Annotated in this window: 31 protein-coding genes; 15 read left to right on the top strand and 16 right to left on the bottom strand. The window is 35.7% G+C overall.

The genetic code is table 11. The annotated features are described in order from the left end of the window. Positions 1-163: 163 nt before the first annotated feature. Both SHI21_RS13765 and SHI21_RS13760 read right to left on the bottom strand, forming a co-directional pair. Positions 164-694, bottom strand: a complete 531-nt coding sequence (locus SHI21_RS13765; protein ID WP_323577229.1) for a P-loop NTPase family protein — start codon at positions 692-694, stop codon at positions 164-166. 2 nt (positions 695-696) lie between these two features. Beyond that, complete coding sequence (locus SHI21_RS13760; RefSeq protein ID WP_323577228.1) at positions 697-1452, bottom strand: hypothetical protein; 756 nt, start codon at positions 1450-1452, stop codon at positions 697-699. Positions 1453-1689: 237 nt separating this feature from the next. On the opposite strand from SHI21_RS13760, the gene SHI21_RS13755 reads away from it, so the two are divergent. The 3 genes from SHI21_RS13755 (at position 1690) to SHI21_RS13745 (ending at position 2970) form a co-directional block, all read left to right on the top strand. Next, complete coding sequence (locus SHI21_RS13755) at positions 1690-2043, top strand: hypothetical protein (protein ID WP_323577227.1); 354 nt, start codon at positions 1690-1692, stop codon at positions 2041-2043. A gap of 30 nt (positions 2044-2073) precedes the next feature. Next, entirely contained in the window at positions 2074-2340 is a 267-nt protein-coding gene (locus SHI21_RS13750; RefSeq protein ID WP_323577226.1) for a hypothetical protein, read from the top strand. 153 nt (positions 2341-2493) lie between these two features. Further along, complete coding sequence (locus SHI21_RS13745; protein ID WP_323577225.1) at positions 2494-2970, top strand: hypothetical protein; 477 nt, start codon at positions 2494-2496, stop codon at positions 2968-2970. A gap of 49 nt (positions 2971-3019) precedes the next feature. On the opposite strand, the gene SHI21_RS13740 is transcribed toward SHI21_RS13745, so the two are convergent. Continuing rightward, the gene (locus tag SHI21_RS13740) at positions 3020-4390 is read right to left on the bottom strand and encodes an alpha/beta family hydrolase (protein ID WP_323577223.1); all 1371 of its coding nucleotides are present in this window, start codon (positions 4388-4390) and stop codon (positions 3020-3022) included. A gap of 163 nt (positions 4391-4553) precedes the next feature. Between SHI21_RS13740 and SHI21_RS13735 the strand changes: the two genes are divergently transcribed. Then, positions 4554-5042 (top strand): methylated-DNA--[protein]-cysteine S-methyltransferase, encoded by a 489-nt coding sequence (locus SHI21_RS13735; RefSeq protein ID WP_323577221.1) that lies wholly within the window; start codon positions 4554-4556, stop codon positions 5040-5042. Between the two features lie 38 nt (positions 5043-5080). Here the strand turns inward: SHI21_RS13735 and SHI21_RS13730 are convergent, their stop codons facing one another. Beyond that, complete coding sequence (locus SHI21_RS13730) at positions 5081-5371, bottom strand: hypothetical protein (RefSeq protein WP_323577219.1); 291 nt, start codon at positions 5369-5371, stop codon at positions 5081-5083. Positions 5372-5434: 63 nt separating this feature from the next. Between SHI21_RS13730 and SHI21_RS13725 the strand changes: the two genes are divergently transcribed. Both SHI21_RS13725 and SHI21_RS13720 read left to right on the top strand, forming a co-directional pair. Next, positions 5435-5566, top strand: a complete 132-nt coding sequence (locus SHI21_RS13725; RefSeq protein WP_323577218.1) for a hypothetical protein — start codon at positions 5435-5437, stop codon at positions 5564-5566. Between the two features lie 65 nt (positions 5567-5631). After that, a complete protein-coding gene (locus SHI21_RS13720; protein WP_323577217.1) occupies positions 5632-7770 on the top strand; it encodes a FecR family protein in 2139 nt (712 codons plus the stop codon). A 52-nt stretch (positions 7771-7822) separates the two neighbouring features. On the opposite strand, the gene SHI21_RS13715 is transcribed toward SHI21_RS13720, so the two are convergent. Continuing rightward, on the bottom strand, positions 7823-8326 hold the full coding sequence (locus SHI21_RS13715) for an SRPBCC family protein (protein WP_323577215.1): 504 nt from the start codon (positions 8324-8326) through the stop codon (positions 7823-7825). A 104-nt stretch (positions 8327-8430) separates the two neighbouring features. Then, positions 8431-9309 carry a PhzF family phenazine biosynthesis protein gene (locus tag SHI21_RS13710; protein WP_323577213.1) on the bottom strand — a complete coding sequence of 293 codons (879 nt, stop codon included), beginning with the start codon at positions 9307-9309 and terminating at the stop codon, positions 8431-8433. Positions 9310-9461: 152 nt separating this feature from the next. On the opposite strand from SHI21_RS13710, the gene SHI21_RS13705 reads away from it, so the two are divergent. From SHI21_RS13705 to SHI21_RS13695, 3 genes are all read left to right on the top strand, one after another. Then, entirely contained in the window at positions 9462-10136 is a 675-nt protein-coding gene (locus SHI21_RS13705) for a hypothetical protein (RefSeq protein WP_323577211.1), read from the top strand. A 226-nt stretch (positions 10137-10362) separates the two neighbouring features. Next, on the top strand, positions 10363-10644 hold the full coding sequence (locus tag SHI21_RS13700) for a type II toxin-antitoxin system mRNA interferase toxin, RelE/StbE family (protein ID WP_323577210.1): 282 nt from the start codon (positions 10363-10365) through the stop codon (positions 10642-10644). Further along, positions 10634-10948 carry a helix-turn-helix domain-containing protein gene (locus SHI21_RS13695; protein ID WP_323577209.1) on the top strand — a complete coding sequence of 105 codons (315 nt, stop codon included), beginning with the start codon at positions 10634-10636 and terminating at the stop codon, positions 10946-10948. The genes SHI21_RS13700 and SHI21_RS13695 overlap by 11 nt, the downstream gene beginning before the upstream one ends. Positions 10949-10963: 15 nt before the next feature. On the opposite strand, the gene SHI21_RS13690 is transcribed toward SHI21_RS13695, so the two are convergent. Both SHI21_RS13690 and SHI21_RS13685 read right to left on the bottom strand, forming a co-directional pair. Further along, a complete protein-coding gene (locus tag SHI21_RS13690; RefSeq protein ID WP_323577207.1) occupies positions 10964-11470 on the bottom strand; it encodes a hypothetical protein in 507 nt (168 codons plus the stop codon). Positions 11471-11537: 67 nt separating this feature from the next. Further along, positions 11538-12161, bottom strand: a complete 624-nt coding sequence (locus tag SHI21_RS13685; protein WP_323577205.1) for a 3'-5' exonuclease — start codon at positions 12159-12161, stop codon at positions 11538-11540. A 256-nt stretch (positions 12162-12417) separates the two neighbouring features. On the opposite strand from SHI21_RS13685, the gene SHI21_RS13680 reads away from it, so the two are divergent. Continuing rightward, positions 12418-13098, top strand: a complete 681-nt coding sequence (locus tag SHI21_RS13680) for an ABC transporter ATP-binding protein (protein WP_323577203.1) — start codon at positions 12418-12420, stop codon at positions 13096-13098. Further along, positions 13095-14102: an ABC transporter permease gene (locus SHI21_RS13675; protein ID WP_323577201.1), complete on the top strand. Its 1008-nt coding sequence runs from the start codon at positions 13095-13097 to the stop codon at positions 14100-14102. Before SHI21_RS13680 ends, SHI21_RS13675 begins: the two co-directional genes overlap by 4 nt. A gap of 35 nt (positions 14103-14137) precedes the next feature. On the opposite strand, the gene SHI21_RS13670 is transcribed toward SHI21_RS13675, so the two are convergent. The 5 genes from SHI21_RS13670 to SHI21_RS13650 form a co-directional block, all read right to left on the bottom strand. Further along, the gene (locus SHI21_RS13670; protein WP_323577200.1) at positions 14138-14665 is read right to left on the bottom strand and encodes an SRPBCC family protein; all 528 of its coding nucleotides are present in this window, start codon (positions 14663-14665) and stop codon (positions 14138-14140) included. 191 nt (positions 14666-14856) lie between these two features. Further along, positions 14857-15330, bottom strand: coding sequence for an SRPBCC family protein (locus SHI21_RS13665; protein ID WP_323577198.1), 474 nt, complete (start codon positions 15328-15330; stop codon positions 14857-14859). Continuing rightward, positions 15331-15933, bottom strand: a complete 603-nt coding sequence (locus tag SHI21_RS13660; RefSeq protein WP_323577197.1) for a glutathione S-transferase family protein — start codon at positions 15931-15933, stop codon at positions 15331-15333. A 9-nt stretch (positions 15934-15942) separates the two neighbouring features. Then, on the bottom strand, positions 15943-16356 hold the full coding sequence (locus SHI21_RS13655; RefSeq protein WP_323577195.1) for a VOC family protein: 414 nt from the start codon (positions 16354-16356) through the stop codon (positions 15943-15945). Between the two features lie 9 nt (positions 16357-16365). Next, positions 16366-16875 carry an SRPBCC family protein gene (locus SHI21_RS13650; protein WP_323577194.1) on the bottom strand — a complete coding sequence of 170 codons (510 nt, stop codon included), beginning with the start codon at positions 16873-16875 and terminating at the stop codon, positions 16366-16368. Positions 16876-16954: 79 nt separating this feature from the next. Between SHI21_RS13650 and SHI21_RS13645 the strand changes: the two genes are divergently transcribed. From SHI21_RS13645 to SHI21_RS13635, 3 genes are all read left to right on the top strand, one after another. Next, positions 16955-17578, top strand: a complete 624-nt coding sequence (locus SHI21_RS13645) for a TetR/AcrR family transcriptional regulator (RefSeq protein WP_323577192.1) — start codon at positions 16955-16957, stop codon at positions 17576-17578. 272 nt (positions 17579-17850) lie between these two features. After that, entirely contained in the window at positions 17851-18864 is a 1014-nt protein-coding gene (locus SHI21_RS13640) for a hypothetical protein (RefSeq protein WP_323577191.1), read from the top strand. Positions 18865-18867: 3 nt separating this feature from the next. Beyond that, positions 18868-19524 carry a hypothetical protein gene (locus SHI21_RS13635; protein ID WP_323577189.1) on the top strand — a complete coding sequence of 219 codons (657 nt, stop codon included), beginning with the start codon at positions 18868-18870 and terminating at the stop codon, positions 19522-19524. Positions 19525-19580: 56 nt separating this feature from the next. Here the strand turns inward: SHI21_RS13635 and SHI21_RS13630 are convergent, their stop codons facing one another. The 3 genes from SHI21_RS13630 to SHI21_RS13620 are packed head-to-tail and all read right to left on the bottom strand — an operon-like array spanning position 19581 to position 25288. Then, entirely contained in the window at positions 19581-20696 is a 1116-nt protein-coding gene (locus SHI21_RS13630) for an HNH endonuclease (RefSeq protein WP_323577188.1), read from the bottom strand. Positions 20697-20736: 40 nt separating this feature from the next. Further along, entirely contained in the window at positions 20737-23409 is a 2673-nt protein-coding gene (locus tag SHI21_RS13625; protein WP_323577187.1) for a DUF262 domain-containing protein, read from the bottom strand. Continuing rightward, a complete protein-coding gene (locus SHI21_RS13620; RefSeq protein WP_323577186.1) occupies positions 23396-25288 on the bottom strand; it encodes a DUF2779 domain-containing protein in 1893 nt (630 codons plus the stop codon). Before SHI21_RS13620 ends, SHI21_RS13625 begins: the two co-directional genes overlap by 14 nt. A gap of 132 nt (positions 25289-25420) precedes the next feature. Between SHI21_RS13620 and SHI21_RS13615 the strand changes: the two genes are divergently transcribed. Next, entirely contained in the window at positions 25421-26386 is a 966-nt protein-coding gene (locus SHI21_RS13615; RefSeq protein WP_323577185.1) for a WYL domain-containing protein, read from the top strand.

Here is a 26386-nt window from a genome sequence, read left to right as displayed (position 1 = left end):
TTTTTTTAAAAAAGAAAATTTTAAGCTTATTGATGATGGATTTGCCAATGAAAAGTGCATTATTATGCGTTTTGCAAAAATGAATTACTCAAGATAGAAGCAAATCTAATTAATGGAAGTAGAAATACTATCAAGTACCATTAAGCTTAAGGAAATATTGAGTTTAAGAGAGTGCTCTTAAAAATGCTTCGGCATCTTTATGACTTTTTAGACGGACAAACTTTATGTGTGAGAATTTTGGATTAGTCAGGTAGCTTTCATATTTCTTACGAACCTGCCCATGAGTCGTAATAGTCCACCAAATGATAGACTCCTTGCTGAAAAAACTTTTACGGAATGATTCACGATTTCCCGTCCCTTCCCAAAGCTCTTCCTTAGTCCATGCTCTGTGAGCAGCTCTTTTAATGGCCTGAAATAAAGTACGAAAAAAAGAATAATCAAGCCAGATTACCACATCGACACTCTCCCATTTTATAGGAACAGTACGAGTGTAATTTCCATCGAGAATCCAGTTGGTTTTTTCTAGGGCCTGTTTTAAATTCCCAAAGAACTCATCATCACTAGGCCATTTCCAGTTTGGTCCCCAGAAAATTTTATCCATTTCGATATGAGGGAAGTCTAAAGTGGCCGCAAGCTTTTTACAGAAAGTAGATTTACCAGAACCACTTGTGCCAATGACGTTTATTTTATTCATTCTTAAAGCATCTTAGTCTTCACGCCATTCAAGACTTCCTGAACTGACTGAATAATAAAATCCTGGTTAATCGAATCCCCATAAATCAGGTACTGCTTCGAAGTAAAATTCTGCTCTACTTCTTTTGTCGCTTTTTCTGACTGCATAGTGGCACCAGCAATATTTAGAATGCGGAAATTGAAAAAATACTTAAGTGTTAAATTCTTATCAACTTCAGAAATACTTAGAAGTAATCCATCGACATTAGAAAGCTCACGAGAAGTTGGAGGAACGAGTTTTATTTCAACCATCCCTTTACCAGACTTTGTTTCTTTAACTTTAAAGCGAAGGAAGTTTTCAAAAATCTCCAGGATCTGCTTTACGATTATTTTGGGTGCAATAACTAATTCAATATTCCCAGCAGGAATGGCTTCATCTTTATCAAAGAATGCCAGATAGAGAGATCCAGTTTTATCTGTGATCGCACATGTCTCAGCTAATTTAAATTCAAATGAGTAATCTTTTTCTTCGGAAGGATTAATAGTTAAATTTTCAGCAAGAACATTCTCGGAGATGCATTTCCATCCCTTCGCATCTTTTGCTTTAATTTTCTTATAATGACCTTCACACACAGCAACCTTTAATAAAGGTAATTCAATTCTTTCAGCACTGTGATTCTTAATCTTCAACGTACCTTTTAGTAAATCACCTTGATGCCATTTTTCTCCTACAGCTTCAATACTGTACTCAAGTGGCTTAAAAATAACTGTTGCTTTCATATCTATACCTTTGTCGAAAATGATGAATCTAAGATTACATGAACGTCGAAATTCCGACAACACTTCTGCCGAAATCCCAACAAGGTCATTGCCGAAACTCCGGCAACTGCCGAAAACTCGACATTTGCAAAGCGCGTAACCAATTGTTTTTACGGGATTTAAGTCTTGGTACATACCTTGCGATATAGAAATCAGACACTCACTAACGAGCGCCAAAAAATTACTTAGGAGATCATTATGAAAAAGACATTATCACTACTATCACTTGCAACTTTAATCACAGCATTTTCAGGAATGGCACACGCAGAGAATCTTTTTGTTAATAACCAAATGAGAAGTATGAACGGAGTTCAAGTTACAGTTACTGAAAAGGATGAAGTCAAAGATTCAGTATGTCTTATGCCAAATTCAATGGCCTACCTAAATAACTACGAACCTGGTCATGTATACGAAATTAAGGCCGAGGTAAAAGATGGATATGGATGTGACGGTCGAGCAATTAATACTTTTTCACAAGAACTTAATATGTACTCGAAAGACATGCAAGCTGACATCAATGATAACCAGATTACAATTTCAGTAAAATATTAATAATAGAAATAAAAAAGAAAGGAATTATATATGGAAAATTTAAGAAAAAAAATGCACTCATACCTAAATATCGACCTAATGCTTGATCATAAACAAGCTGAGAAAATTTTCGACGAACTGATAGATGCTCCAGAACAAATTACTGATGGATGGGATATGCCAAAGATCACTGTTCGCTTCGGAAAAGATATCAGATGTGAAAAGATTGAGATGCCTTACAAAGTGGGAGCAACTTATAAATGCTACCTACTGAACTTAGGACTTGATGATCACGGCACTCTTAGAAAAATTGCTTAATAAAATGACTAAGCATTGTAAATGTCCCCTTTCGTAATAGAATTACGGCCAGTATGTCCCCCCGTATTGGCCGCAATTTTAAACGGCCCCTACCTTGCAGTTAGAACTCTGTTTTATTTTAAAAACATAGTCACATATCAATTAGGGGCAAAAATGAAATTACTTATTATCCTTGCTGCACTTATTCTGGCCACTCAGGCCTTCTCAGAAGATGTCATTTGCCGTTCACAAAAAGCTATTCAAGAAAATGAACCAAATGGAATGAAAGTAGATGCTGAAATCAGCTTTACAGTAAACAAAGAGACAAAAGAATTAACAAATGTAATTGGCCATATCTTTGTTCAACAAGTGTTTATTGAGAATGAAGAGATTGGTGTTAATAACTCTTATTTGGGATTCTTTGCTTTTGATAAACTTTCATCAAACCTTAACTATAAACCTGCTAGATACAAAGGCTACACTCAATTTAAAGAATTCGACGCCATTCATACTGCTGGATTAGAAAGTGGCATGTGGGGCGCTTTTGTCATTGATTTAACAAAAACGACCCAGACATTTGATGGCCGTTATATTTTTAAAGCGGGTGATCACATGGGTGGAACAGTGCTTTTCACATGCAACAACTTATAGATAATTTGCGAGCTGATATCTTAATTAACTAAGATATCAGCTAGCTTCACTAACGTTCATATCTTTTCGGATCTACATATCTCTTAAAAGGAAGCACATTACTAAATTCTGGTGGAATATACTCTTCTGTAACTTCTTCACTCACTTCACCTACACAGTATTTAAGGAACCACTCTGTCGCTTCCATCGAAACCTGCTCTAATGTCCCAGGCTCTTCAAATAAATGAGTCGCATGTGGAATAAGTGAGATCTTAGCGTTCTTTAATTCAGTAAATGCGAGTTTATTAAGTTTAATAACATCCTTATCTTCTTCTCCAACAATTAATAATGTCGGTGCACTAACTTGAGGCAGTCTATCCATCGCTAAGTCAGGTCTTCCACCACGAGAAACAACCGCCGCAATATTACTATTCGTTTCTCCTGCTGCCCAAAGTGCAGCAGCTCCTCCGGTACTTGCACCAAAATATCCTATCGCTAAATTCTTAGCAAATTCCTGATGCCTAATCCACTTTGTCGCTGAAATAAGTCTGATTCCAAGAAAAGGAATATCAAAAACATTATGTCGATCACGGGCCTCATCTTCAGTTAGTAAATCAAATAACAGTGTCGCAATGCCGGCCTTATTTAAGACATTTGCTACTTCCTGATTTCTTGGACTAAATCGACTGCTGCCACTTCCGTGAGCAAAGATCACCATGGCCTTCGCATGATCTGGAACAGTGAGTGTTCCTTTAGTTTTAATTCCGCCTTCATTGGGAATTTCAATTTCAAGAGATTGCGTACCTCTGCTTCTTGATAAAAGTTCCATAACTTCCTCATCAGTAGTTTGATCAAATTTTTTATAAAACATACCTACACCTAAAAAATACTTCGTCTCATTCACACAAATAAGCTGATCGAGTTCCTGGCGTATTTTTTTTGCAGAGTCAGAAGCGCACACAGGCACTGCGAGGATGATCTTGTCAGGCATTTGAGATCTTACAAATCGTGCAGCGACTTTTGCTGTCACTCCTGTCGCGAGACCGTCATCAACTAAAATAACATTTTTCCCAGTGAGCGAAGGAAGCGGATGATCTCTATACTTCTTTATTCTGCGTTCAAGTTCTTTTTTTTCTTTCCTGATAATCGAGTCAATTGTTTCTGTCGGAATATGGCTCACCGACGCTTCTGGATTTAACCAATAAGAACCATCTTCTGTCATGGCACCTATACCATATTCATCATTATGAGGGTGACCAATTTTCCGTACGATCAAAACGTCTAAAGGGCAATTAAGAGCACGTGCTACTTCATAGGCCACAGGAACACCGCCTCGTGGTAATGCCAGCACAATTGTATTTAATCTTTCTTCCTCGGTTAATCTAATTCGTGAGGCAAGCTTTTTTCCGGCCTGTCGTCTGTCTTCAAAAATCGTTTCCATACAACCCTCCTAAAAAAAGTTCCTATATATTAGAAGCAGGTTATGTGCCAATTTGCCCAATACTATAGCAAATTGACTGTAAAAAATGTTGATGTCCGAAAATGGCCAGAACTTGAATAGTTTTTACAGTAGACTGCTTCTAAATCACAAAAAGGAAAAATGTATGAAACTATTTTTTAAAGAAATCAATTCTCCCGTCGGAAAATTAAAACTAGTTGCAACTGATGAAGCGCTTGTTGCGATTTTATGGGAAAAAGAAAAGTTAGGTAGAGTACGTTTAGATAAAATGGGAATCTCGGATAAACACCCCATTCTGCTAAAAACAGAAAACCAATTAAAAGAATATTTTACCGGAAAAAGGAAAGTATTTGATTTGCCTTTAAATCCAATGGGAACTTCTTTTCAACAAATGGTTTGGAATGAACTTCGTCAAATTCCATTTGGTGAAACTCGTAGCTATGGTGAATTGGCGACAAAAATGGGATCACCAAAAGCTTCACGTGCCGTCGGCGCAGCAAATGGAAAAAACCCTATCTCTATAGTTGTTCCATGCCATCGAGTCATTGGAAAAAATGGAAAGCTGACAGGTTTTGCTGGCGGACTTAGAAGTAAAGAATTACTACTTGATCTTGAGGCCAAATCAATGAGGTAAAGGCGCAACTTTTATTGTTGCGCTCCAGTGCCATGATCTTATCTGGTTCTTTTAGCAGCTTCACACGCTGTAAAATTAGCACTCCCTTTCCCGCCTAAACTATCCGCACAGTTTGCTGGAGTCGTATTCTCAACAGGTGCAATAACGGCCGGTGCTTTGATAGATCTTTTTTTAGTTCTCACTGAGTAAGCTGCCCCTGCCGAACCACCAGGCAATCCATTAACTTGTTCGTCAGCATTAATTTGTGAGTTGGGATCAGGTTTATTTTGTGTCTGTGAAAAAGCATTCATAGATAAAAAAACAGAACTTACCAATAAAACTTTTAACATACACACCCCTTAATTTAATAAAGCCTAAAAAGCTTCTTTATCATTCTATGCCTTAATACTCCTATGGCAAACTCATTATTCTTATCTAATCTTTACTTAATGAATCAAAACTATTCAACGCCTAGGTATAACAAAGAAGCAGCGGCACTTGCTTGGGATAGGACAATTGAAATTTTCAAAATGAATTTAAAATAGGTCCACTAATATGATCAATTAATATTTATGTAGTGCCAAATCAGATCCTCTAGTAACATTATGAAATGCAAAAAATTTTATATATCAGCTTCCTTCTTGGAACACTTAACGCTTATGCTTTTGACTTTAAAATTGAGTCTTTGAGGGGCGAAGTTAAGCTAGAAAAAACCGGTGATCTTCTCAAAGTTAACGATGAACTCCGCACAGATGATGTCATCAATACTTCAGAAAAAAGCTTTGTGAAAATCATCTATGCCAATAGTGGTAGAATTTCATTAGGCCCTAATTCTTCAATCAAGCTCATAAAAGCAAAAGCTCAAAAAATCTCAACACTCGCTTTATTAAGAGGGCAATTAAGGGCCAATTTTGATAAAAAAGATAATAAGGATTACAAATTTCTTATTAAGACCAAATCGGCCGCTTTGGGAATTCGCGGGACAGATTTTCACATCATCTATAATCCTGACAATAATGTTTCAACCGTTCTTACCTATGAAGGTAAAGTTGAATTTGCCGAAAATACTTCAAATGACTTAATGTCTGAGAAAGAATTTGAAAAGCATGACAAGATAAGCATTCCTCCTGGATACATCTCCGGTGTTTTTTATAACGCTGCCAAAGCTTCACCCCCTATTAAAATTTCGCCGCTTCAGTTTGCACTATTAGATGCTAACCAGGAATTGAAAGAGGGTTCGGGCCAAAAGATTATCAGACCAAAAGAATCTAAATCAATCGAATCTGAAAACGACTTATCAAAAAAAGATAACAACCTCGTTCCAACTCCCAAGAATTTTCTTAACGACGAGTATTTTGAAGACCAGGCCAGAGGAAATATCACGATTAAAAGTGGTGGTTACCTCGATTTAAAAACCGGGATCTATATTCATCCGCCGGAAGACAGTGAGTACGATGCTCAAAATGATCTGTACTATCCTCCTGTCGAATTTGGAGGGATTGATGAAGAATCTGGTGAGTACGTGGCACCTCCAGGATTAATTCTCCATCCACTAAAAGGTTTCATGTTCACAACGGATGTACTGCAAAAAGGTTTTCATAATGTGACCTCTACTCTTAACAGTGGGATCACTCCTGTTGCAAACGCTATGACAAATGTAGGAGAGAAAACTTACAACACCATTAAAGACTCGGCGACAATGCTTCGTGAGAATACAGGGTTTGTTGGATCGACAGTTGGGAAAGGTGCTGACTTGGTTGGTTCAGGAGTTAACGTGGCGGAAGACACTTCGTCTCTACTTCTTAACAAAACGGCCGATTTATTAAACTATACTGTTCATGATATTTTCTTAACTAAAATCAAAGAAGCAAAAGACAGTGTTCCTTTAGTTAATTATCTAAAAATTAAATTCAATCAAAGTTTTGATTTCGGCCACATCAATACTGATAAGTATAATATGTATGACCGAAATATTGTACGACAGGACACTGTTGTCTCTGAAACGAACCTGAATTTTAAAGTTCAAAAGAATTTCTACACGAACTTTTTTGTACGTCCCCACTTCGCACTTCGAAACCTCAACTACATCGGTAGCAATATTTATTTGAAATCTTTTGATCAAATTACTTATTACGTTGGTTCAGACTTTGGATATAGTTCATCTTCCAAAGAAATGAAGTACCAGACATTTGTCAGTATCGAAAAAGGTAAAAGAAGACAGGCACAAGAGTTTCAGGACGATTTTACGACCCAAGAAGACTCGTGGAGATTTGGTTTTACAAAACTCATTCTGGGACAAAAAACATTTGCAACCACTCTCGACTATCACTATGAAACTTATCACAGCGCTTTTGATGACGACGGGACAAGACATCAGATAGAGATTTCTGAAATCGTTTCCATTAATGATACGCGCCTGGTGAAACTTTCAGTAGACTGGAACAAAATTTTCCAAGACCGTTATGGTGCGACGACAAATTGGTCAACGAAGTTAAATTTCTTCATGACAACTCTTAAGTGGAATATGAATTATGATATCTGGGGTGGACTTCGTTTCCTAAGCAACACAGGGACGATTGCCAAGAGAGATAGCGAAGAGAATTATTTCCTGGGTGCTTCGCTTACTAAAACGTTTGCGAGTAGTTTTTCGGTATTGTTTAAATATGAGATCTTGAAGCAAGACTCTCCTGATGCGAAGTTTAAGTATCTTTCTCAGAATTTTTCGTCTGGAATTAATTATATTTTTTAATAATCGTAAACTCCAGCAGACTTAAAAAATCTGCTGGAATTCACTCTCCTTATTAGTGATGCTCTACAAGTCTTTGAAGCTTATTAATTGAACTATTCCAGCCAGCAACACAATCATCATGTATTTCTTTTGGTATACCTTCATGGGCGATAGTCATTTTAGTTTGCCCTTCTTCAGTAATACTAAACTCAACGGTGATAAGATAATCAAGTGACCATTTACCAGGCATATTTCCATTTTCATCAGAAAAATAATCAGTAGTCACAATTTTTTTATAGGGAACAATTTCTTTATAGACTCCACCACTCCAGACAATTTTCCCTTTCGAATCTTGCATGGCCAGTAAAGATTTACCTCCTACCTGAAAATTGATTTTAGCACTTGGGGCAGTGTAGCTTTCAGGTCCCCACCACTGCTTTACAAGCTCCTCATTTGACCACGCTCTCCAAACTCGCTCGATTGGTGCGTGAAACATTCGTGCAACTTTAACAATGGGCGAAGATTCTAAATGGATTTTTTCTTCTGTTTCCGTGCTGCTGTTGAGAGTTGTGTCCATAGATTTATCCTTTGGTTTATATTTTTCTCCAAAAGATAAAGTGCAACTCTCGTACCAGAAAGGTCGTTCACATATGCGCAATACAACTTCAACTTCTCTAAAGTTTACCCGTTAAGGTCATCGGTACTATATTCGCCTTTGAGCCAAACTTTCGTCTGCCCGCCCACACGAACGCGCTCCCCAATTAATTCAATTTTTAATTCCCCATTTCGCCCCATAGCTCTTCCCTGTTGAGAAGTGTACTTAGGGCCAATCGCTAATTTGTTTTTCAAAATATAAAATCCAACAGAGGCATTACCACTGCCACAAACTGGATCTTCATTTACATTCATCGCCGGAGCAAAAGAGCGAACCTCAATAGGCCCATTGTCGTTTTGATCCTTGGCAAACAAAGTCACACCATCAACTCCAAGAAAGTCAGAAACAGCAGCGAGTTGAGGCATATCAGGTTTCAAATTTAAAAGTTCTTCCTTAGATTTTAGTTCTCCTGTCACCCACCTTGCACCAACATCAACAAGTAATAAAAGATCTCCCATCTCATGAGATATTTTAAGTGCATCCGCAAACTCTCGTTTCACTTCTTTATTAATTTCTATCAATGAAGCGCTTGGAAGCTCAAAAGATAAAATATCATCGCTGCTTATAAAAACGTCAATAAGACCTAACTGACATTCTTGGATCAACTTTTGTGAATCTTTTGAAGCATGACCTGCGGCCAAAAAAGCTTTTGCGGAACCAAGTGTTGGATGGCCTGCAAATTTCATTTCGGATAATGGATCAAATATTCTAAGTTTGTAGTCGGCCTTAGGATTTGTTGGAGGAAGTACGAAAGTTGTTTCTGATAAGTTCATCCAAGTTGCAATTTTTTGCATCTCTTCTGTTGAAAGATCTTTACCGCCAAAAAATACGGCGACGGGATTTCCTTTCATTCCACTTTTTCCAAAAACATCCACTTGAAAATATTTTTTGTCTTCTAAAAACATTTAAACTCTCCTTGCTATAAGCCTAAAGGTTCCACCAGACTTGTGGTAGAGGTACTGCATTAAAATCTCTTAGTTACTTTTTTATGCGGGCTGGGGAATGCCAGCAGATTACGACTAGAATTGATCTCTCCTTTATGGTATTTTCCTTACCTATGAAAAAAAATATCATTCTTACAATTAGTATTGTTGTCGTTATAATTATCGCGTCTTTGTATTTTTATATGAAAAATATTGAGGCCAAGAAAAAACTCATCGTTACTCAGCCTGTTTCTGTCGCCTCTCTCAGAGAGTCTTTGGTACTTAAGAAAGTAAATGTTGAAGGGGCCTGTGCTAATCCAAGTCTTCTCGGTAAAGACATTCTTGATCTTTCTAATTCAGATTTAAAAACAAGATTCACTTACTTATGTGAAGACCTATCTATCGCTAAGAAATTGGAAGAGAATTTTAGCACTAATACTGATTACACTTATTTCTTGAACTGCGCGAAGATGCACACGACGAATATGCAACAGATCACTAGTGATTTGAAAGAGCACTACTCTGAGGATTATAAGAAATTAAACTTCAGTAAAGAAAATCAAGAAAGCATACTTCTGAAATATTTAAAGCATCCAAACACGGCTTATCTCATGGCCCAATGTGAAGCGAAGGCCGAAGCGCTTTACTGGAGATCTATTGTTAATTCAGGAAAGGTTGAAGACTTAAAATTCTGCCTGCAGACGACTGAAGATTGTATTGGTGGGAAAACTAAGCCTGAAGAATGTCCGGCCAATTTTCAAAGTTATCATGACGAATGTTCTAAAAAGCTAAATAGTATGAAACATTAACACTAGAGATTAGACTCATCTCTTTAGCACTTTACCGATAATCTTTTTAAACTAACCTATTAATTCAATAGTGCAAGAATCAACGACCTTAACGTCAATTCTTGCACCTTCACTTAAATCCCATTCTATTAATCAAATACTTAGCTTTTAGAATCCTCCTACATCTATGCAAAAATTAGTTACCATTGACCAAAGTACACCAAAAAGGTATACTGCAAGGAGTTGCGTGAAAAGCATTGTAAACTTAAGCAAAGGCGCACAGAGGGATCTAAAAAAAATCCCCAGGTATATTCAAGTTCTTTTTGATTTATGGGTAGAGATCATTGAAAACGAAGGCTATCAAGAAATGCAAAAAATTAGAGGATACCGCGATCATTCACTTAAAGGTGATCGCTATGGACAAAGGTCAAGCTCTCTCAATAAAAGTTGGCGAATTATTTATGAGCTAGATGAGCAAACGAATTCACTTACTGTCGAAGTTCTTGAGGTCAACAACCATGATTACTAAAAATAAAATTAAAGCAAAATCAGCAATCCGAAAAATCACAGGCCACATCAGCTTTGGTGAAATGCTTCAGGCGCATAGACAATCACAAGAATTAAATCAAATTACGATAGCAGAAATGATAGGTATTTCCAAACAAGATCTTTGTAATATCGAAAAAGGTCGTAAGCTTGTGAGCGTAGAACGAGCGATTGCTTTTGCAGATGCCCTAGGTATGCCGAAAAAAACTTTCGCTAAATATGCTCTTCAAGATCAGCTTTATAAAGCGGGTATAAAAGGTGAAGTCGTAATTAAAGAAGTTGCCTAAATCATGCAGCAGCTTTTAATCTTGCGCCCTAAAAACATTATAAACTTCATCTAAAATAAATCTTTTATAGGTCCCAGGCTTCTTCTTATTTCCACCAACATAATTAACCATCAGAGCTTCTTTCTTGTCTTCATCAATCCATGCAACAAAAATTGCACTATGCTCGGACTCACTAAAAGAGTGATTCACAAAATAAAGCCAATCCCCTGTTTGAATCACATCTGACTTAACATACGGTCCATTAAATTTACTTTTATAAACTGTCTCTCTTTGCTTTGATTGATATCCAGCTCGGTCATAAACCGCATTGATATAATTCCAACAACCACCTACATGCAGTTCTTGATTTGAGATCATAGATCTTGAAGCTTCAAGAACTTTTCTCCCGCCAGGCGAAGCACTAGCTTCAGCGAGATCTAGCATCTCTTCAGTATTCTCAATTTTACCTAGTTTGTCTCTTGAGGCCGAAGCGCAAGAGATAAGGCCCGAAAGAAGCCAAAGAATCATAATTAGTTTAGTCATGGGTCTATTTTAGGCCGAATAGAATTCACGTCAATTAGGGGGAATTAAGTACAGTCTATGAAGTTGACTAATGAAGTTGCTCTCTAATCTTCTTCATCACTTCCGGAATTTTATCTTTAGGCGTTTTAGAAATCTTTTGGATGATATCAAACGAGACATGATCAAATTTATATTTTTGTTTAATGTCCTCTACTAATCTAATCCAAAGATGCGCAGTCATTTCAGCATCAGCAAGTGCCCTGTGATGAACGCCATCTGTTTTTAGATTTTTATAACGAACAAGGGTTTCGAGTTTGTGATTAGGAGCTTCTGGATAAATTCGTCTAGACATCAAGAGCGAGCAAGCAAATTCATTTTTTCTCTTATGCTTAATTCTATCAAACTCCGCATCTAAAAATCTCGAGTCAAACGAAGCATTGTGAGCAACGAGGTGATTATTGCCAATAAAATTTTTAAGCTCTCCCATCGCTTCAGCGATACTAGGAGCTGTTGAAAGCATCTTGTTGCTAATGCCAGTATAGCTTTCGATGAATGCTGAAATTTTCTTTCCTGGATTCATTAAACTTTGGAAACGATCGACGATTTGATTGTTGTTTAAGAGAACAGCACCTACTTCAATTGCTCTTTCTCCCATGTTGGGTGAAAGACCAGTAGTTTCAAAGTCGATGACGACAACGTTATAATTTCCCACAAGGTTCCTGATTTTAGTTTAGCTGGATTTTTACCATAATAGGGTCGATTTCAAAATGCACGAAGCGGAACTTTGCCCCATTAAAACACTAGGTTTCTCCATTTTGTAGACAATTCGTCTACTTAAAGTAGGTACTTGTTTTGCAAATACACTCGTAGCTGTGCATGGCACACAGAAAACTTCATTGTAAGGAATAAATTATGCTGTATCTATTAGTTTGCGTGATCTTAGTTTTAGTAATCATAAGAATGGTTTAATGATCGAAGTCAAAAATCTCACCAAAGTTTATAATGAAACTCGCGGGCTATTCCCCACAAGCTTTAATGTAGATAAAGGTGAACTCATCGCTATCGTGGGCCATAACGGCGCAGGTAAATCGACTCTATTAAAAATTTTATCTAACACTCACTTACCCGATTCTGGATCTGTTGTAATAGACGGTATCAATCTCACTGACAGATTAGCGATGGTGAGAAAAATTGGATTCGTCTCAGAAACTCCTAACCTGTATGAGTTTTTTTCGGTTGAGTATAACTTCAAACTCTTTGCTAAACTTTTTAACATTAAAAAGGGCCGTATCGACGAGCTACTCAAAGAATTCGATCTCGATTCATATCGAAATACCAAAGTCCAAAGCTTATCAAAAGGTCTCAAGCAAAGAGTGAATATCGGGCGCTCGATCTTATCAGATCCTCCGATACTTCTTTTTGATGAACCGACTTCGGGACTAGATTTTGAAATGACCAAAGAAATCTTTAAACTCCTTAGAGAGTTTCATACCGCTGGAAAAACCATTCTCTTCACTACTCATAGACCTGAAGAAATAAAAAACCTGGCCACGAGACTTATGGTGCTTCATCAAGGGCGTATTGTTTTTGACGGAAGTCCAACTAAGTACTTTCAATCAAAACTTCACAATGAGCTTTATCTACAATGATTAAAAACATTTGGACACTTATACTTAATGATTTAGCTATTGCTATTAAAAACAAGACTATCTTTTTGATTTTTTTTATTCCTCTATTTGTATTTCTCACTTTGAAATTAGTTGATACAAAAAAATCTGAATTCCAAAAGATGAATTTAGGAATTATAAAGAATGAAATTTATACTCCGATTATTCTTAAATCTATTAAATCTGCCGACAAGATCTTTAATGTTGTTAATGTAGAGACAATAGAAGATGGTAAAAAACAAATAAAAGAAAAGAAGCTTGATGGATTATTACTAAAATCTGAAGAATTGATTGTTCTAAAGAAAGAATCACTCAAAACTCTCTCCATTATCGAAAGTATGCATGCCCTTCAACAGACGATTGAAGGAAAAAAGAACTGGATTTCAAATATCACAGCAATGCAGTCGACAGATATACAAAAAGAAAGTTTGCCGACCTGGATTCTCATGCTCGTCCTACTCGTAGGATTCGTTATAATGCCTTCACAGGTCGCTGAAGAAAAAGAAAAGCGCTTACTCGTTTCCTTACTCCAAACACCAATGCGAGAAATTGAATGGCTTTTAGCCAAGGCCATCACTGGTATGATCCTGACGACTGCGTCGGTATTCATACTTCATCTAATGGGAAATTTTAAATTAGGATTCAATTTAAGCTATATCTCAATACTTCTTTTAGGAAGCTTTTGCTTTAGTTCATATGGAATCTTTCTGGGCTTCTTATGTCGTAATCAGGCCAGCGCAAGAATTTTAGGTATAATTTTTTATCTTCCTCACTTGCTCCCTTCTGCATTATCGGACTTCTCAAAAAAATTAGATGTCGTAGCTCCGCTACTTCCTTCTTATCACTTTTATGAAGCGATTAAATCCATCCTATTAGATCAGGGAAAACTCAATGTTTTTGGAATGGGATCGATATATTTACTTTTAATCGGTGTGGTCACTTTTTTCATTTCATATGTCTTGATGAAAAAACGATGGCTCATGTAAGAAGACCATCTTTCGATGGCCTTCAATATTAAAACTTAATGATGTTCTACAAGTTTTTGAAGTTTATTAATTGAACTATTCCATCCATCAACGCAATCATCATGCATTTCTTGTGGAATTCCTTTATGGGTAATAGTCATCTTAGTCTGCCCTTTAACAGGACTACTAAACTCAACTGTAATAAGGCACTCTAGAGGCCAGTCACCTGTCATTCCCACTTCGCTCGCCGGAATAACATGTCCTTTTTCATCGGCAAAATGGTCTGTTGTTACAATCTTTTTAAAGGGAATAATTTCTTTATAAACTCCACCACTCCATACGACTGCTCCTATAGAGTCTTTCATCGCCAATAAAGATTTACCTCCCACTCTAAAATCAATTTTCGCACTCGGTGATGTATAATTTTCAGGACCCCACCACTGCTGCATAAGATCTGCATTGGCCCATACTTTCCAAACTTGCTCAACTGGAGCATTGAAAGTTCTACTTATTACAACCGGAGTTGAATTTTCTAAATTAGGTGTTCTATTTTTTGTCGTGTCACGGTTAAGATTTGTATCCATAAATGCTCCTTGGTTTATATTTGCCTCTTAATATAAAATGCAAATTCTGTACCATGAATTATTTGCGAAAATAACCAATCTATTTGCTTTAAAAGGTTAAAAGGTGCCAGCAGACTTGTGGTAGCGCAGCTGCACAACCACAAGTCTGCTGGCACTATTTTGGGAATAAAAAATTCCGATGTCTTGTATTTTTATAAACTCTTCATCATTGCTTCTAACTGATCAGCACAAATTCCCCAACCTTGTTCAAAGCCCATGTCTTCATGCTTTTTGCGATCTAGTTCATTTCCATGCATACCAATCGCTATATACTTCGTTTGATTCTTTCCATACGGTTCTAAAAGAATAACTGCAGTAAAAGACATGTCTTTATTTTCTGAAGGTCTGAAACCTTCTAATAAAGCACTTGTCCAAACTAGTTTCTTCCCAGGAATCGCTTCAAGAATACATCCCGTATTTGGAAATTTATCCCCTTCTGGTGATTGCATCATCGTGAAGAACTCTCCACCTGGACGCGGATCAAGTCTTGCTTCAACAACCTTCCAAGGTTTCGGACAAAACCATTCACCGAAAAGCTCAGGTGTAGTCCATCCCTTCCACGCTTGCTCGGGTGTGATGTCTAAAATTTTATTAAGAACTAAATCTAATTTGGGATTTGTATTCATTTAAGCTTCCTTAGGTTTATGTTTATTAAAAACTTCAAGCTGATCGTTTAGAGCTTTCTTAAAAGCAGGGCGTCCTTCACATCTAGATCTGTAAGCTAGTAGTACTGGATTCTTCATAATAATATCGTCATCACCTAAGTCTCTTAGGACTGTCGTCATAATAAGATCACCAATGGTAAAACGATCTTCTAAATAATCTTTTCCTTCAAGCCAACTCGTCAGGTCTTTCAATCGTGACGTCAACATTTCAGATCCAATATTATGAATATAAGGTTCAATAGAAGTATGAGCAGAAAACATCCATACAATTGCACGAGCACGTGCAGTCGCTTCTACTGGCAAAAGCAATTCTGATTTATGAGCAATATGAAGAGCAATCGCTCCTGATTCAAAAATCTTTAAACTATCTTCTTCGTAGGCCGGTACTTGTCCATAAGGTTGAATCTTACGGTACTCCATTGTTGGTTGATCTTCAGGCCCAATAAGCTTAGTTTCATAGGCAATACCTATTTCTTCTAGCGCCCATCGAACGCGTAAATCTTTAACATAACCATGAGCAAACGGTGGCACCCAACGAAGCGTAGTCAGTATTGGTTTCATCATACTCAAATCCTATTTCGGCATCTTCGCCATATTCATATAAAGACCATTCCAGCGATGCCCATCAAGGTCTATAAAACCAAAACCGTACATCCAGCCATCTGTATAACCAGGCTCTGCATAAATTGTTCCACCGGCCGCCTTAACTTTACGTGCTAGCTGATCAACTTCCTCAGGAGACTCTGCTCCAAGAGAAAATAAAACCTCAGTCGACTTCACTGCATCAGTCACAGTTTGTCCGCCAATAAAACCCTGAAACATTTTTGAATCAAAAAGATTCATAACAACCTGATTTTGTCCCACTGACATGCTCACCATATAAGGAGTTTCGTGAGCTGAATCTATCTTAAAACCAATTTCAGTAAAGAATTTCTTTGCACGAGGTAAATCTGTCGAAGGTAAATTAATCCAAATAGGGCCATTCATAAAAACTCCTTATTTCTCTACAATTTGTTTAAGGTTATTAATTCCTGATCTAAATTGATCTGTAATCATTTTTTCACAATCAATAAATACGTTCATAAGTTTTCCCATGTAGCCACCATCACCTGACATACTCCAAGTGAAATCGACTCCGTTTTGCGTTGGAACAACTTTATATGTAATCAAGTTTTCTGCTTTAAACGGTTTAGTCATAATGAGTTTCAATTCTACACTTTCATTAGGAACAACTTTTAGAATCTCAACACTGCCTGAACCTGCTTTGCTATTTCCATCGAAGATAAGCTTATTACCGACATACTCTTTCTTCATGTCAGGATCGACTTTTTCAAATGGCGACCACTCACTACCGAGCTTAAGGTCACTTAAGTAAGGAAAGATTTTTTCAACGGGAGCATTCACTGGCATCGTGACTGAATAATTAAACTTACCTTCTCTTGTAGAGACGTAAATAAGAAATAAAACGAGAACACTTAGGAGAGAGAAAAAGATTTTAAGTTTCATAATGATTCCTTGGTTACTTACACACTAACATACTAAATGGTATGTTGTAAAGATGGTCACAACCTGCTAGAATGAATCCATGGTTAAAAAAACTAAAACTATCAAGAAAACCCGTAACTTAGAGAAGTCCCGACAAGAGATTTTAGATGCTGCTTTTTGGGAAGTCTTCACGCGCGGCTTTCAAGGTGTGAGTATAGATGACATTGTGAAGAAGACTTCTATGACGAAAGGAGCCTTCTATCATCAGTTTCCAACGAAGCTCGATCTTGGGTATGCATTGGTAGATGATGTGATTAAACCTATGACCTATTCGAGGTGGATTGATCCTTTAAAGGAGTTTAAAAATCCTTTAGATGGGATTCTTATTCAAATGAAAACGCTTATTGGTAAGGCTTCTCCTGAAGAGCTTCGTTATGGATGCCCGCTTAATAATTTAGTTCAAGAAATGGCGCCGGTTGATGAAGGCTTTAAAGAGCGATTACAAGCTGCTCTACTTTATTGGATAGAAGGAATGGAGAAAGAGCTTAATCGCGCTAAGAAGGACGGTTATTTGCGTGCAGATGTTAATACCAGACAAGTGGCCCACTTTGTAGTGATGGCCCATGAAGGGTTTTATGGAATGCTTAAAGGGTTGAATGATCCGAAAGCGTTTAATGCTTTATATGATTCGCTTAAGAGATATTTTGAGACTTTGAAAAAATAAGGCTCTAGGCTAAGTTCAGACTCCCAAATGTTCGATGGTTAAATACCTTTAAATCAAAAATTACTCTATAACATTCAGAAATTGGAGTCATTCCTGTTAGGCTCAATCTTAAGATAAATAGCCATACTTGTATGGCAGTTTAGTGTCTCCTTAAACATTGTTAACTTACGATTTAAAGAGATAAGTACCCAGAAAGATAGAATTGAGGTGATAGATCGATAGTGTTTATTAATGCCTGCTAATATGTCGAAAACAAAAAAGGAATGTAGGCAATGAAAAAACACGAAGACGAAAACATAGAAACCAAATTAATAGAAATATTCGAGTTAAAAAACCAATTAGAAAACCAAATCAAGGGCCTACAGACTTCCTCTTTACCTTGGGATAAGTACGACTTCCTCATTGCCTTTCTTGCAGGTTTTTCAGGAGCTGCTGCAGACTATTTAATCGTTGGAGGAGCAGACCGAAAAGATTTTAAAGCATCTTGTTCTGAAGCAAGTACACCAAACTTTTTAAAAGATTATGATTTAAAAAATAATCCAATAGACAAACAGATTCCTGGTGCTTCTTTAGGTGATCATCGACTTTATTCTTATGGACATGATTTAACTCGAATCTCAAAGGCAATCAGTTTAATGAGAGGAAACTCTTCTGAAATTGGTATCGATTCAGTTCATGGTATCTTGAAAGGGACTCTCCATCCAAACTGGAATACAAACATATCAATACAGCAAGCAATGATCATTCTTTTTCTTCATCTTTACAAAGATTTTTTCACTTCTAGGAGTTTACCTATACCTGGTAGCACATTAATTGCTGAGTTAAATGGCAATAAAATGCCAAGTTGGCTAGAGGATGCTTACATAGAGAAGGAGTTCAATCTTAGAACAATAACGGGCCATACAATATCAGCTGTAATTCCAGAGATAATAATTAGATCTTATATTTTTATTAAATATTATAATACAAACCATGATCGAGAAATTGTTAATCACAAAAGAAATGAAATTCTACTACTTTCTCATTCAATTGTTTCAGGTAGTAATTTAACAAAATCTTATCTAGCTCAGAATCCATACTTAATAAACTACTCAGAGATTATGAGAACACTATCATTAGCATCAAATGTAATTATTCAAAATACAAAATTTACAAACAACTTAAAATCTAAAAATCACTTACGTATCGCTGATAATTTATTAGACATAAAGATGAACGACCTTCTAATGCTCGTTGCTTTTGACAAATCTCAGATTTTAAATAATTCCATAAAAAAAATAGGTTAAAAAATGAGCAATGCTTTAAAAATATCTCCTACGACAAATATAAGTAAACTTAAGCAGCATATGGATCAGACAGATAACTTGATCCATACATCCATAACTAGATCAGTGCAGATTGGAAATAGAAATTGTGTTGATCGAATCTTTGCAAACAATACAAAAGATATTGCAAACACTCAGGAAATGTTGTCCATTGCTACAAAAATGCAATCACAAGTCATTACAAATTGCTTACTACTATCCTTAGAAAACACAAGGACAACTCAGGATGTCGTCTTAAGCATGGAAGTATTGGAAGAGAAACTGCATTCAGATCTTGCTGAGCACAATATAAATATCAAAGAAATAACTGAGAAGCTTTATTCTAGCCTTAACAAGCAACAAACCTCCATAACTCAATTAAAACTATATATTGAGAACCAAGTGTCTGAACAAGAAAAACTGAAGGATTTAATAAACACTCGTTCGGTATCTGAAATGGATTTTATAAAAGAGAATGAACGATCTAAAAAAGAATTTAAAATACAGCTCGAAAAAATTACAAATGAAATGAATATTATCCAAAAAAAGAATAATCAATTAATTAAACTAGCGACAGGTTTTTTATTTTTATGGATAATTATCGCAACAGGATTTATTTTTTTAATTAAACATAAGCTTTAATATCTAATTGCGATCACTGGTCTGCTGCTACTTACACGTCTATACTCTATAAACCTTTAATTATTTAATTTTAAAATTTTTATCAATTCTTCTAAAGAATATGGTTTTCCTAGCTTGTGAATCATTGCATGACAATTTGGACAAAGAGGAATTAAGTCTGTTGCAGGGTCGGGACTATATTCAGCATCTCTTTCCGAAAGAGGTATTACATGATGAACATGAATAAACCCTTTTCCAATTTTGCCATATTTTTCTTGAAAATCTATTTCGCAAGCAAGGCATATCACTCCCCTAATTCGCAGACACTCCTTTCGTGCATTTTCATCACGTTCATATTTTTTACTAATATATTCAGATGATTTCCCTTCTCGATAATTTCCTTTTAAGGAAAAACGTCTACCTATATTTTTTAAAAATCGCGGATGCCATTCATTTTCAAGCTTTGATGCTACAGCTTCAGCTATAACTGTTCCCGATACATGGACGGACCAACTATTTAATTTAAAAACGTCATCTTCCATAAGCTGTTCATACTTAATAAAGTTTTCATGTTCATTTTCTGGATCGAGAAAAACATCAAATTCAACGTCCACAAATAATCCTTCTTTTTCTTTTTCTCCGTTCCAGTGATTACCTAAGTATGATTCCTTAACAACGTATCCAGATGCCATTATTCCCCTGGGTAACTCTTTACCAAGCTTTATAAAGAAAATTCGATCTCCTTCTTTAATTGATTTATTGTTACCACATCCCCAAGGACGAATAAATTTCTCTTCTTTTTGAAATTCATTTAAATCTTCTTTTAAATCGCTCCATTTCCATTTTTCAGGATTCCAAGTTAATAAATACGTTTTCCTTGCAAGAGTTGGCATCTCAGTCTGGTTAAAAATATTCTGTATTATGTCTCTAGCTCTTACTGTCGTATTAGTAGAATTAAATTTTTGTATAAGTTCTTCATTCGTAAAAACTTTTAAAAAGATCCCTTTTAATGAATCGTCTAGTATTCCATTGGCCCTTAATATTCTCAAGGCAAGGAAGCCACCACCTCGCTCATGTGCCTCAACTCCAAGAATCTCTCGTTGTAACTTACGATGTGACCAACTCGATGTGCTTAAGTATAATTTAATTAATTCAAGCTGAATGTCGTTGCTAAAATCTTCTACTTTCTTCATTAATAACTTCCTTAAAACTTAACTAAGCCCTAAAGCTACTCTACTTTGAAGCTGAATTCACAACTCTGAACTTAAATCGATCAAGTATATATCCTTTATCAAGTCCATACTTCACCAAATATTCATCCGGAATATTTTCAATCCATTTTTTAACATCACAAAGAAAGTGATAATGAGATTCATCTGAAAATGATAAAAGATTTATTTTTTCCTCTGTCGTAATATAGAAAACATTGGCATCAGTAAGATCTCTTATATAACCTGGCATATCTTTACAAAAATAATTTCTCTCATTTCTTTGAAATCTCAAAGCTACATAAATATTTTCCTCCGAAAGATTTATTGCTGGATATTGATCTTTTGAATCAACATAAGAAATCAACAAGGTAACTTGATCATCTAAACTAACCGGCAATTCAATTCCGACATCTGTCTTATCCCAATATTCTGGATTTTCATTTTTAATATTGATTGAACGCCATGATCTCATATCTAACAACTTAGAAAAATTAACATTATCAAACTCAGAATCAAGCAATAGATCTTCAATTTTTAATTTTTCATACCATTCTCTTGCGACATCTAAGTTTCTATCCATAATAAGCTTATTAAGTTTCTTTGCTACAATTGTATTTCCCTGAATTTCGTCTGTCTTAAAATCAAAATCCTTCCAAGCACTATTACAAAAAGACCAAGAGCATAAAAATTTCGGAAGATTTCGACGAAACTCAGAGCGTTCAATGCTTTTCGAATGCTGCCCAGCCCTTTTGAACCATTTTTCTTCTTCATCTTTTAATTCAAGTCTTAAGTCAGATAATTTTTCTTTAGGACTTTTACTTCCATCTGCCCTGTTCCAGCCATATGGCCAAGCCCTAAAATTTCCAACTGAGCCATACCAGTCACGAATCGCTGCAGGGATTTTTCTTTGCCCATCTATTCTCTCACTTGGAGAAATATGATCCCAATCAAAAGGGAGATTAATATCACTCATTATGCTTGATTTAAAAAGATTCTCATACTGCGTACATAAAAACTCTCTTTGAGAGTACAAGATAGCATCTCTATTAAAAAACATTTTAAAAATAAATTCACTATATATATTTTTCGAATAGTCTTCTTTGTTTTTAAAATAATTTGTTGTTACAATTTTTTCTAATTCTTTATATTTTGGAACATTAATAAAAACGTCTTTCCCGTAATCTTTCAACCCTGCACGAGCGACAGTCTCCCTTGACCAAAACCGTGCCATCTCTTTAATGTTTGTTACACAAGGCCAGACATTGCGCAACAAAGCGGCATGATTCTTTTGCTTTCCACTTTTCCCAAACCATGAAAATAAAGTAACTATTCCAATAACTTTTCGACGACTCTCTATCGAATCAATTTTATCATTCATCACATATAATCTATAAAAAAGAATAAAGATTATTTCAGCTGAATTTTCCGTAAACTTTGAAGCTGTAATTATTGGTAAGCCAATATCTTTTTCGTTGTTTTTATCATAAATTAAAATATTTTTAACCTTCTCAATGATCTTAAAATCTTTTACTAAAATTAAAAGAAATTCCCCAAATGCTTCGCTATTTGTTCTAATGTCACCTTGAAACTGTCGAGGTTTCACATTCATTGAAAGAATTTCTCGTTTATTTAATTGAGGACTAGAAATCAAATTCACATTTTGAAAAAGTCTATAGGCAATTGTAATAAAACGAGAAGGTCTAATAAACCCAGCACAGCTTTTCTCTAATATATTTGTCACTTCTAGTTTAATATTTGATTTTAAAATTGAATAGTTTAACTCTTCCCCGCTCAAAGGAGTGCCACCAGCATTCATTCTAATAAAAAGATTTTCGGTATTACTTATGCTGCTTATCTCTTCATTTGGATCTTGATAATCACTTTCTAAAATTTCATGATTCAAATTTTGATCATTAGATGATTTATTTAAAAATTTAACTAGTTCTTTATTTTGATTCTCCCAATTTGAAATAGTTTCTGTCAATTTTTCAAGTGATATACCATTTAAGGCCGCATCAATAAAAAGCCCTAAAGGTATTGGTCTTTTTGAATCAAAGGGCCACATTTTCCCCAGATCTTGATCAAAGTAATTTTCATCATCAAGGTTAAATGCTTTTAATGCCTGTCGAATTTTATTACTTTCTAAAGTCTTATGGTTTTCTTTCTTTTGAAATCCCCATGGATGAGAATGTGTAATCACCCTTATGAAATATTTACGACTTTCATCATCGGTAGATGGTTTTTCCATATCTATGAATATTCTTATTTTCTCATATGAGCTATTCAAAATATCGCCTTCAGCAATTGCTTTTTCATGATGATAATTACCAAGACAAAGAGCAGTTGCTCGTTGCTGCCCATCTAACAAATCAAAGCCATCTAGTCCTGGTGCTAACACAAAACAGCCAACAGGATATCCTCTTAACAGTGAATCCCATAGATTTTCAATTTGATTAGCTTTCCATACAAAACCACGTTGAACAGTAGGAAGTTTAATACTTTTATTTTCTACCATTTCAAAAATTTGAAATAAGCTGAAAACAGGATTCATCTCACTATAGTTACCATCTTTAGTATCAAATCCAAGATGTTCATTCTTTAAATAAACCGCAGGTATTTTAGCATTTTCCAACATCTTTGTGACTGAGTCGTAAATTTCTTTTATAGTGTATTCGATAGAACTATTTATCGTCATTCGTTCCTCTCAAGTATTGATATATCCAAACCATCGCCTCAGTATCCAATTTGCAATACCTCAAAAGCGCCTCTTTAATAAGCCTTCTCTCCTCATCACTCATTTCCGTAAACTGCATCAATGCATAGGCCATCATCGCAGCTCCACCATTAGATAATTGCTCCCCACCATCTCCCGAATCATCATTTTTCATAATGAAATCGATCGTCGAAGCATCATAATCTCTAAAAATAGCTGGTAACGAACCATAAGGATCAGGATCCTTCCCCTGCATTTTCAAAACTGCAGGTAGAACATATTTAATCGAATTAGATCCGTGAGTTTCAGGATGATAGTAGAATTTCTTAACAACTTCACAAAGATCAACCATGCAACGATCGCCTTTCCAGCCGCCGACTTTATCGTTGTTTTTGGTAATTGTTTTAATCCAGCTGATTAGTTCTTCACGATCAGGTTCAAGAGATTTTTGTAATTGAACTATAATCTGACTAAGAACTGTGTTTTCATGATTAGAATATCTAAAAATAGTACCATTATCATTTTCGAGCTGTTTCTTTAATGCCCTTACAAAATTAAAATTTGGGAACTCTCCAGGTGTCGTAGATATCCATTCACCTGCATGATGATACTTTCCATCCTTATCCATTTCATGATGTGAGAATTGAAAAGCCATCTGCTCATAAGGCCTTCTCCCCTTATTAAACGGAATGGCCACCATGCTTGTCTCAAAATCTATAAAATGCAATGGAAAGGTATAAGTTGAAAACTCTCTATTAATACCGTCTTGGTCTTTGTGTTCAGATCCGTCATCTCTGATAATTTTATCCATCTGAAGCCATTGTCTTTGAGACCTGTTCAGGCCATCAACGCCGGGCTCATTTTCTTTTACTTCAAAATCATTTTCATCAAGATCTTCAACAAAAATTTTATCATTCAAAACTTTTGGGCCATACCACATATCAAACACAAAAGTTTTATTCAATTCTTCCGCTGATAATCCATGAGCTTTCCAACATTCGTTAAAACCATTTTTAAGTTTCTTATCATCAGTTCTGAACTCACACCCCTTGCACGCTTTATCCACCTCTGAAACAATGCGAACATCTCTTTCATAATGATCAGCAAAAAATGCAACTGCATCCTTAAAATTTAATTCACCATAGATTTCACTTTCTTCAGTATTGTTATGAATTTTACTTACAACTTCAGAAACGTCGACAGCGGTCAAAATAGGCGTGCCCAATGAGGATAAATCAGTTTTTCCCATGATCGTAATTTTCGTTCTAGATTTTTCATCTTTTCCAATTAAAAATTTTTGATTCAAACCATCACTAGATGCGACCAAATCTTTATCTGCACACATTAAAAATGGAATGACTGTAAACTCTGGAAATGCCAGATTAAGGACATAGGTCTGAAAGGCCACGTCAAAGATATAAGGTTTCCAATCAGAAGCGACCTGATATTCATTTTTCTTAAGTTTGGCTTTCTGCCAAACATCCGTCGCAAAAGTACTTCCGCTAAAGGACTTTGATTTTGCTTCAATTAGCTCTATTTTTTTTCCAGTCTTTTTTAAGACATCTATTCTGATAAAAAGATTTTTATACTTGATGGCAGCTTCGTAAATAATCACATTTTCATTTTTCAATAACGCCTGAGTCTCTTCCCAGGTTTTATCGAAATCAAGGCCTCTAACTTCCACACCGTCGGGATAATAAAGCTTCGCCAGCTCCCCGACCTGAAACCCTCCTTTGGCGAGTGCTTCCATAAATGGATCATCAATCGAGCTGTCAGCATACTCCTTTGGTTTTTTAGTGTAATAGAGCTTCGTTGGGCACTCTAGAGCCATTTTAAATCGCGATTTTGTTAAATATCTCATATCCATTCCTTTCGGATTAATTACCGCAAGCTAAAGAACTTTGATTGGAGCTTATTACAAGTTTGTCTCAAGAAATGAGAAACTTAAACGATCTAGTATTAAAGTAAAAATTACTTATTCCGAAAGTTCTGCATGAAAAAAGATAGTAACAAAACTGATAGAGTCGTCCTCCTTATTCAAACCATTTGCCGATCTCCACGGTTATCTTTATCCGAAAAAAAAGTTAAAGACATATTAGGTGAACCTTCAAGGGCCCAGTGGTATAAACTCAAACAAGAACTTTTGGAAGATTCAGGACAAAGAAAAGCAGTTTTACTTGAGATGAAAGATGATGAGGGAAATATATCTTATCAACTTAATCAATGTGATTGGTACAATTATCTCGAAGGTACACAAGAGATACAATTTATTTTAAATTTTTACCGAGAACTCGGACACCTCTTTCCTAAAATTGATACCGATGGAATCACTGCTTCATCAAAACATCTCGATAGAAAATTCCACTATCTTTGTAAGATAAAAGTAAAAGATCCTGCTAGCGAAAATGACAACCATCTAGAGACTATAATAAGAGCTCTCGTTGGCAACAGGAAGCTTCTTATTGATTACAAAGGGAATTCAGATCTTAAAGGAAAAACGATAGATATTTATCCTCTTACTATTACTCAGTATAGAGACGATCTTTATCTAATGGCATACAAACAAGAAATCAAACAGGAAAATATCAGAGCTTACAAAATCTCCCGAATAGAAAAAGTTCAAGATCTTAAGGATACTTTTAAGTATCCACTTGAGAAGAACTGGAATCCTAAAGAGTATTTCAAAAATACATCAGGTATCATTTCAGGTGTCGAGAAAAAAGCAAAATTTCGAGTATATGGCGATTCTAAAAAGATCCTTTCAGAAAAAAGGATCTTTAATGCTGAAATAACTGAACAAACTAAAGATTATGATGAATATACATGTCAATTTACTAATATTGACGAATTCATTGGTCTTCTCTTCATTTATGGCCAGGATATTGAAATTATCTCTGATAAAGATTTAAAGAAGGCATTTAAAGAAAAAGCTGAGCTCATTTTAAAAAGAAATTCCTGA

Source organism: Bacteriovorax sp. PP10 (genome assembly GCF_035013165.1).
Taxonomy (GTDB): domain Bacteria; phylum Bdellovibrionota; class Bacteriovoracia; order Bacteriovoracales; family Bacteriovoracaceae; genus Bacteriovorax; species Bacteriovorax antarcticus.
This window is presented reverse-complemented; position numbering and strand designations above follow the sequence as displayed.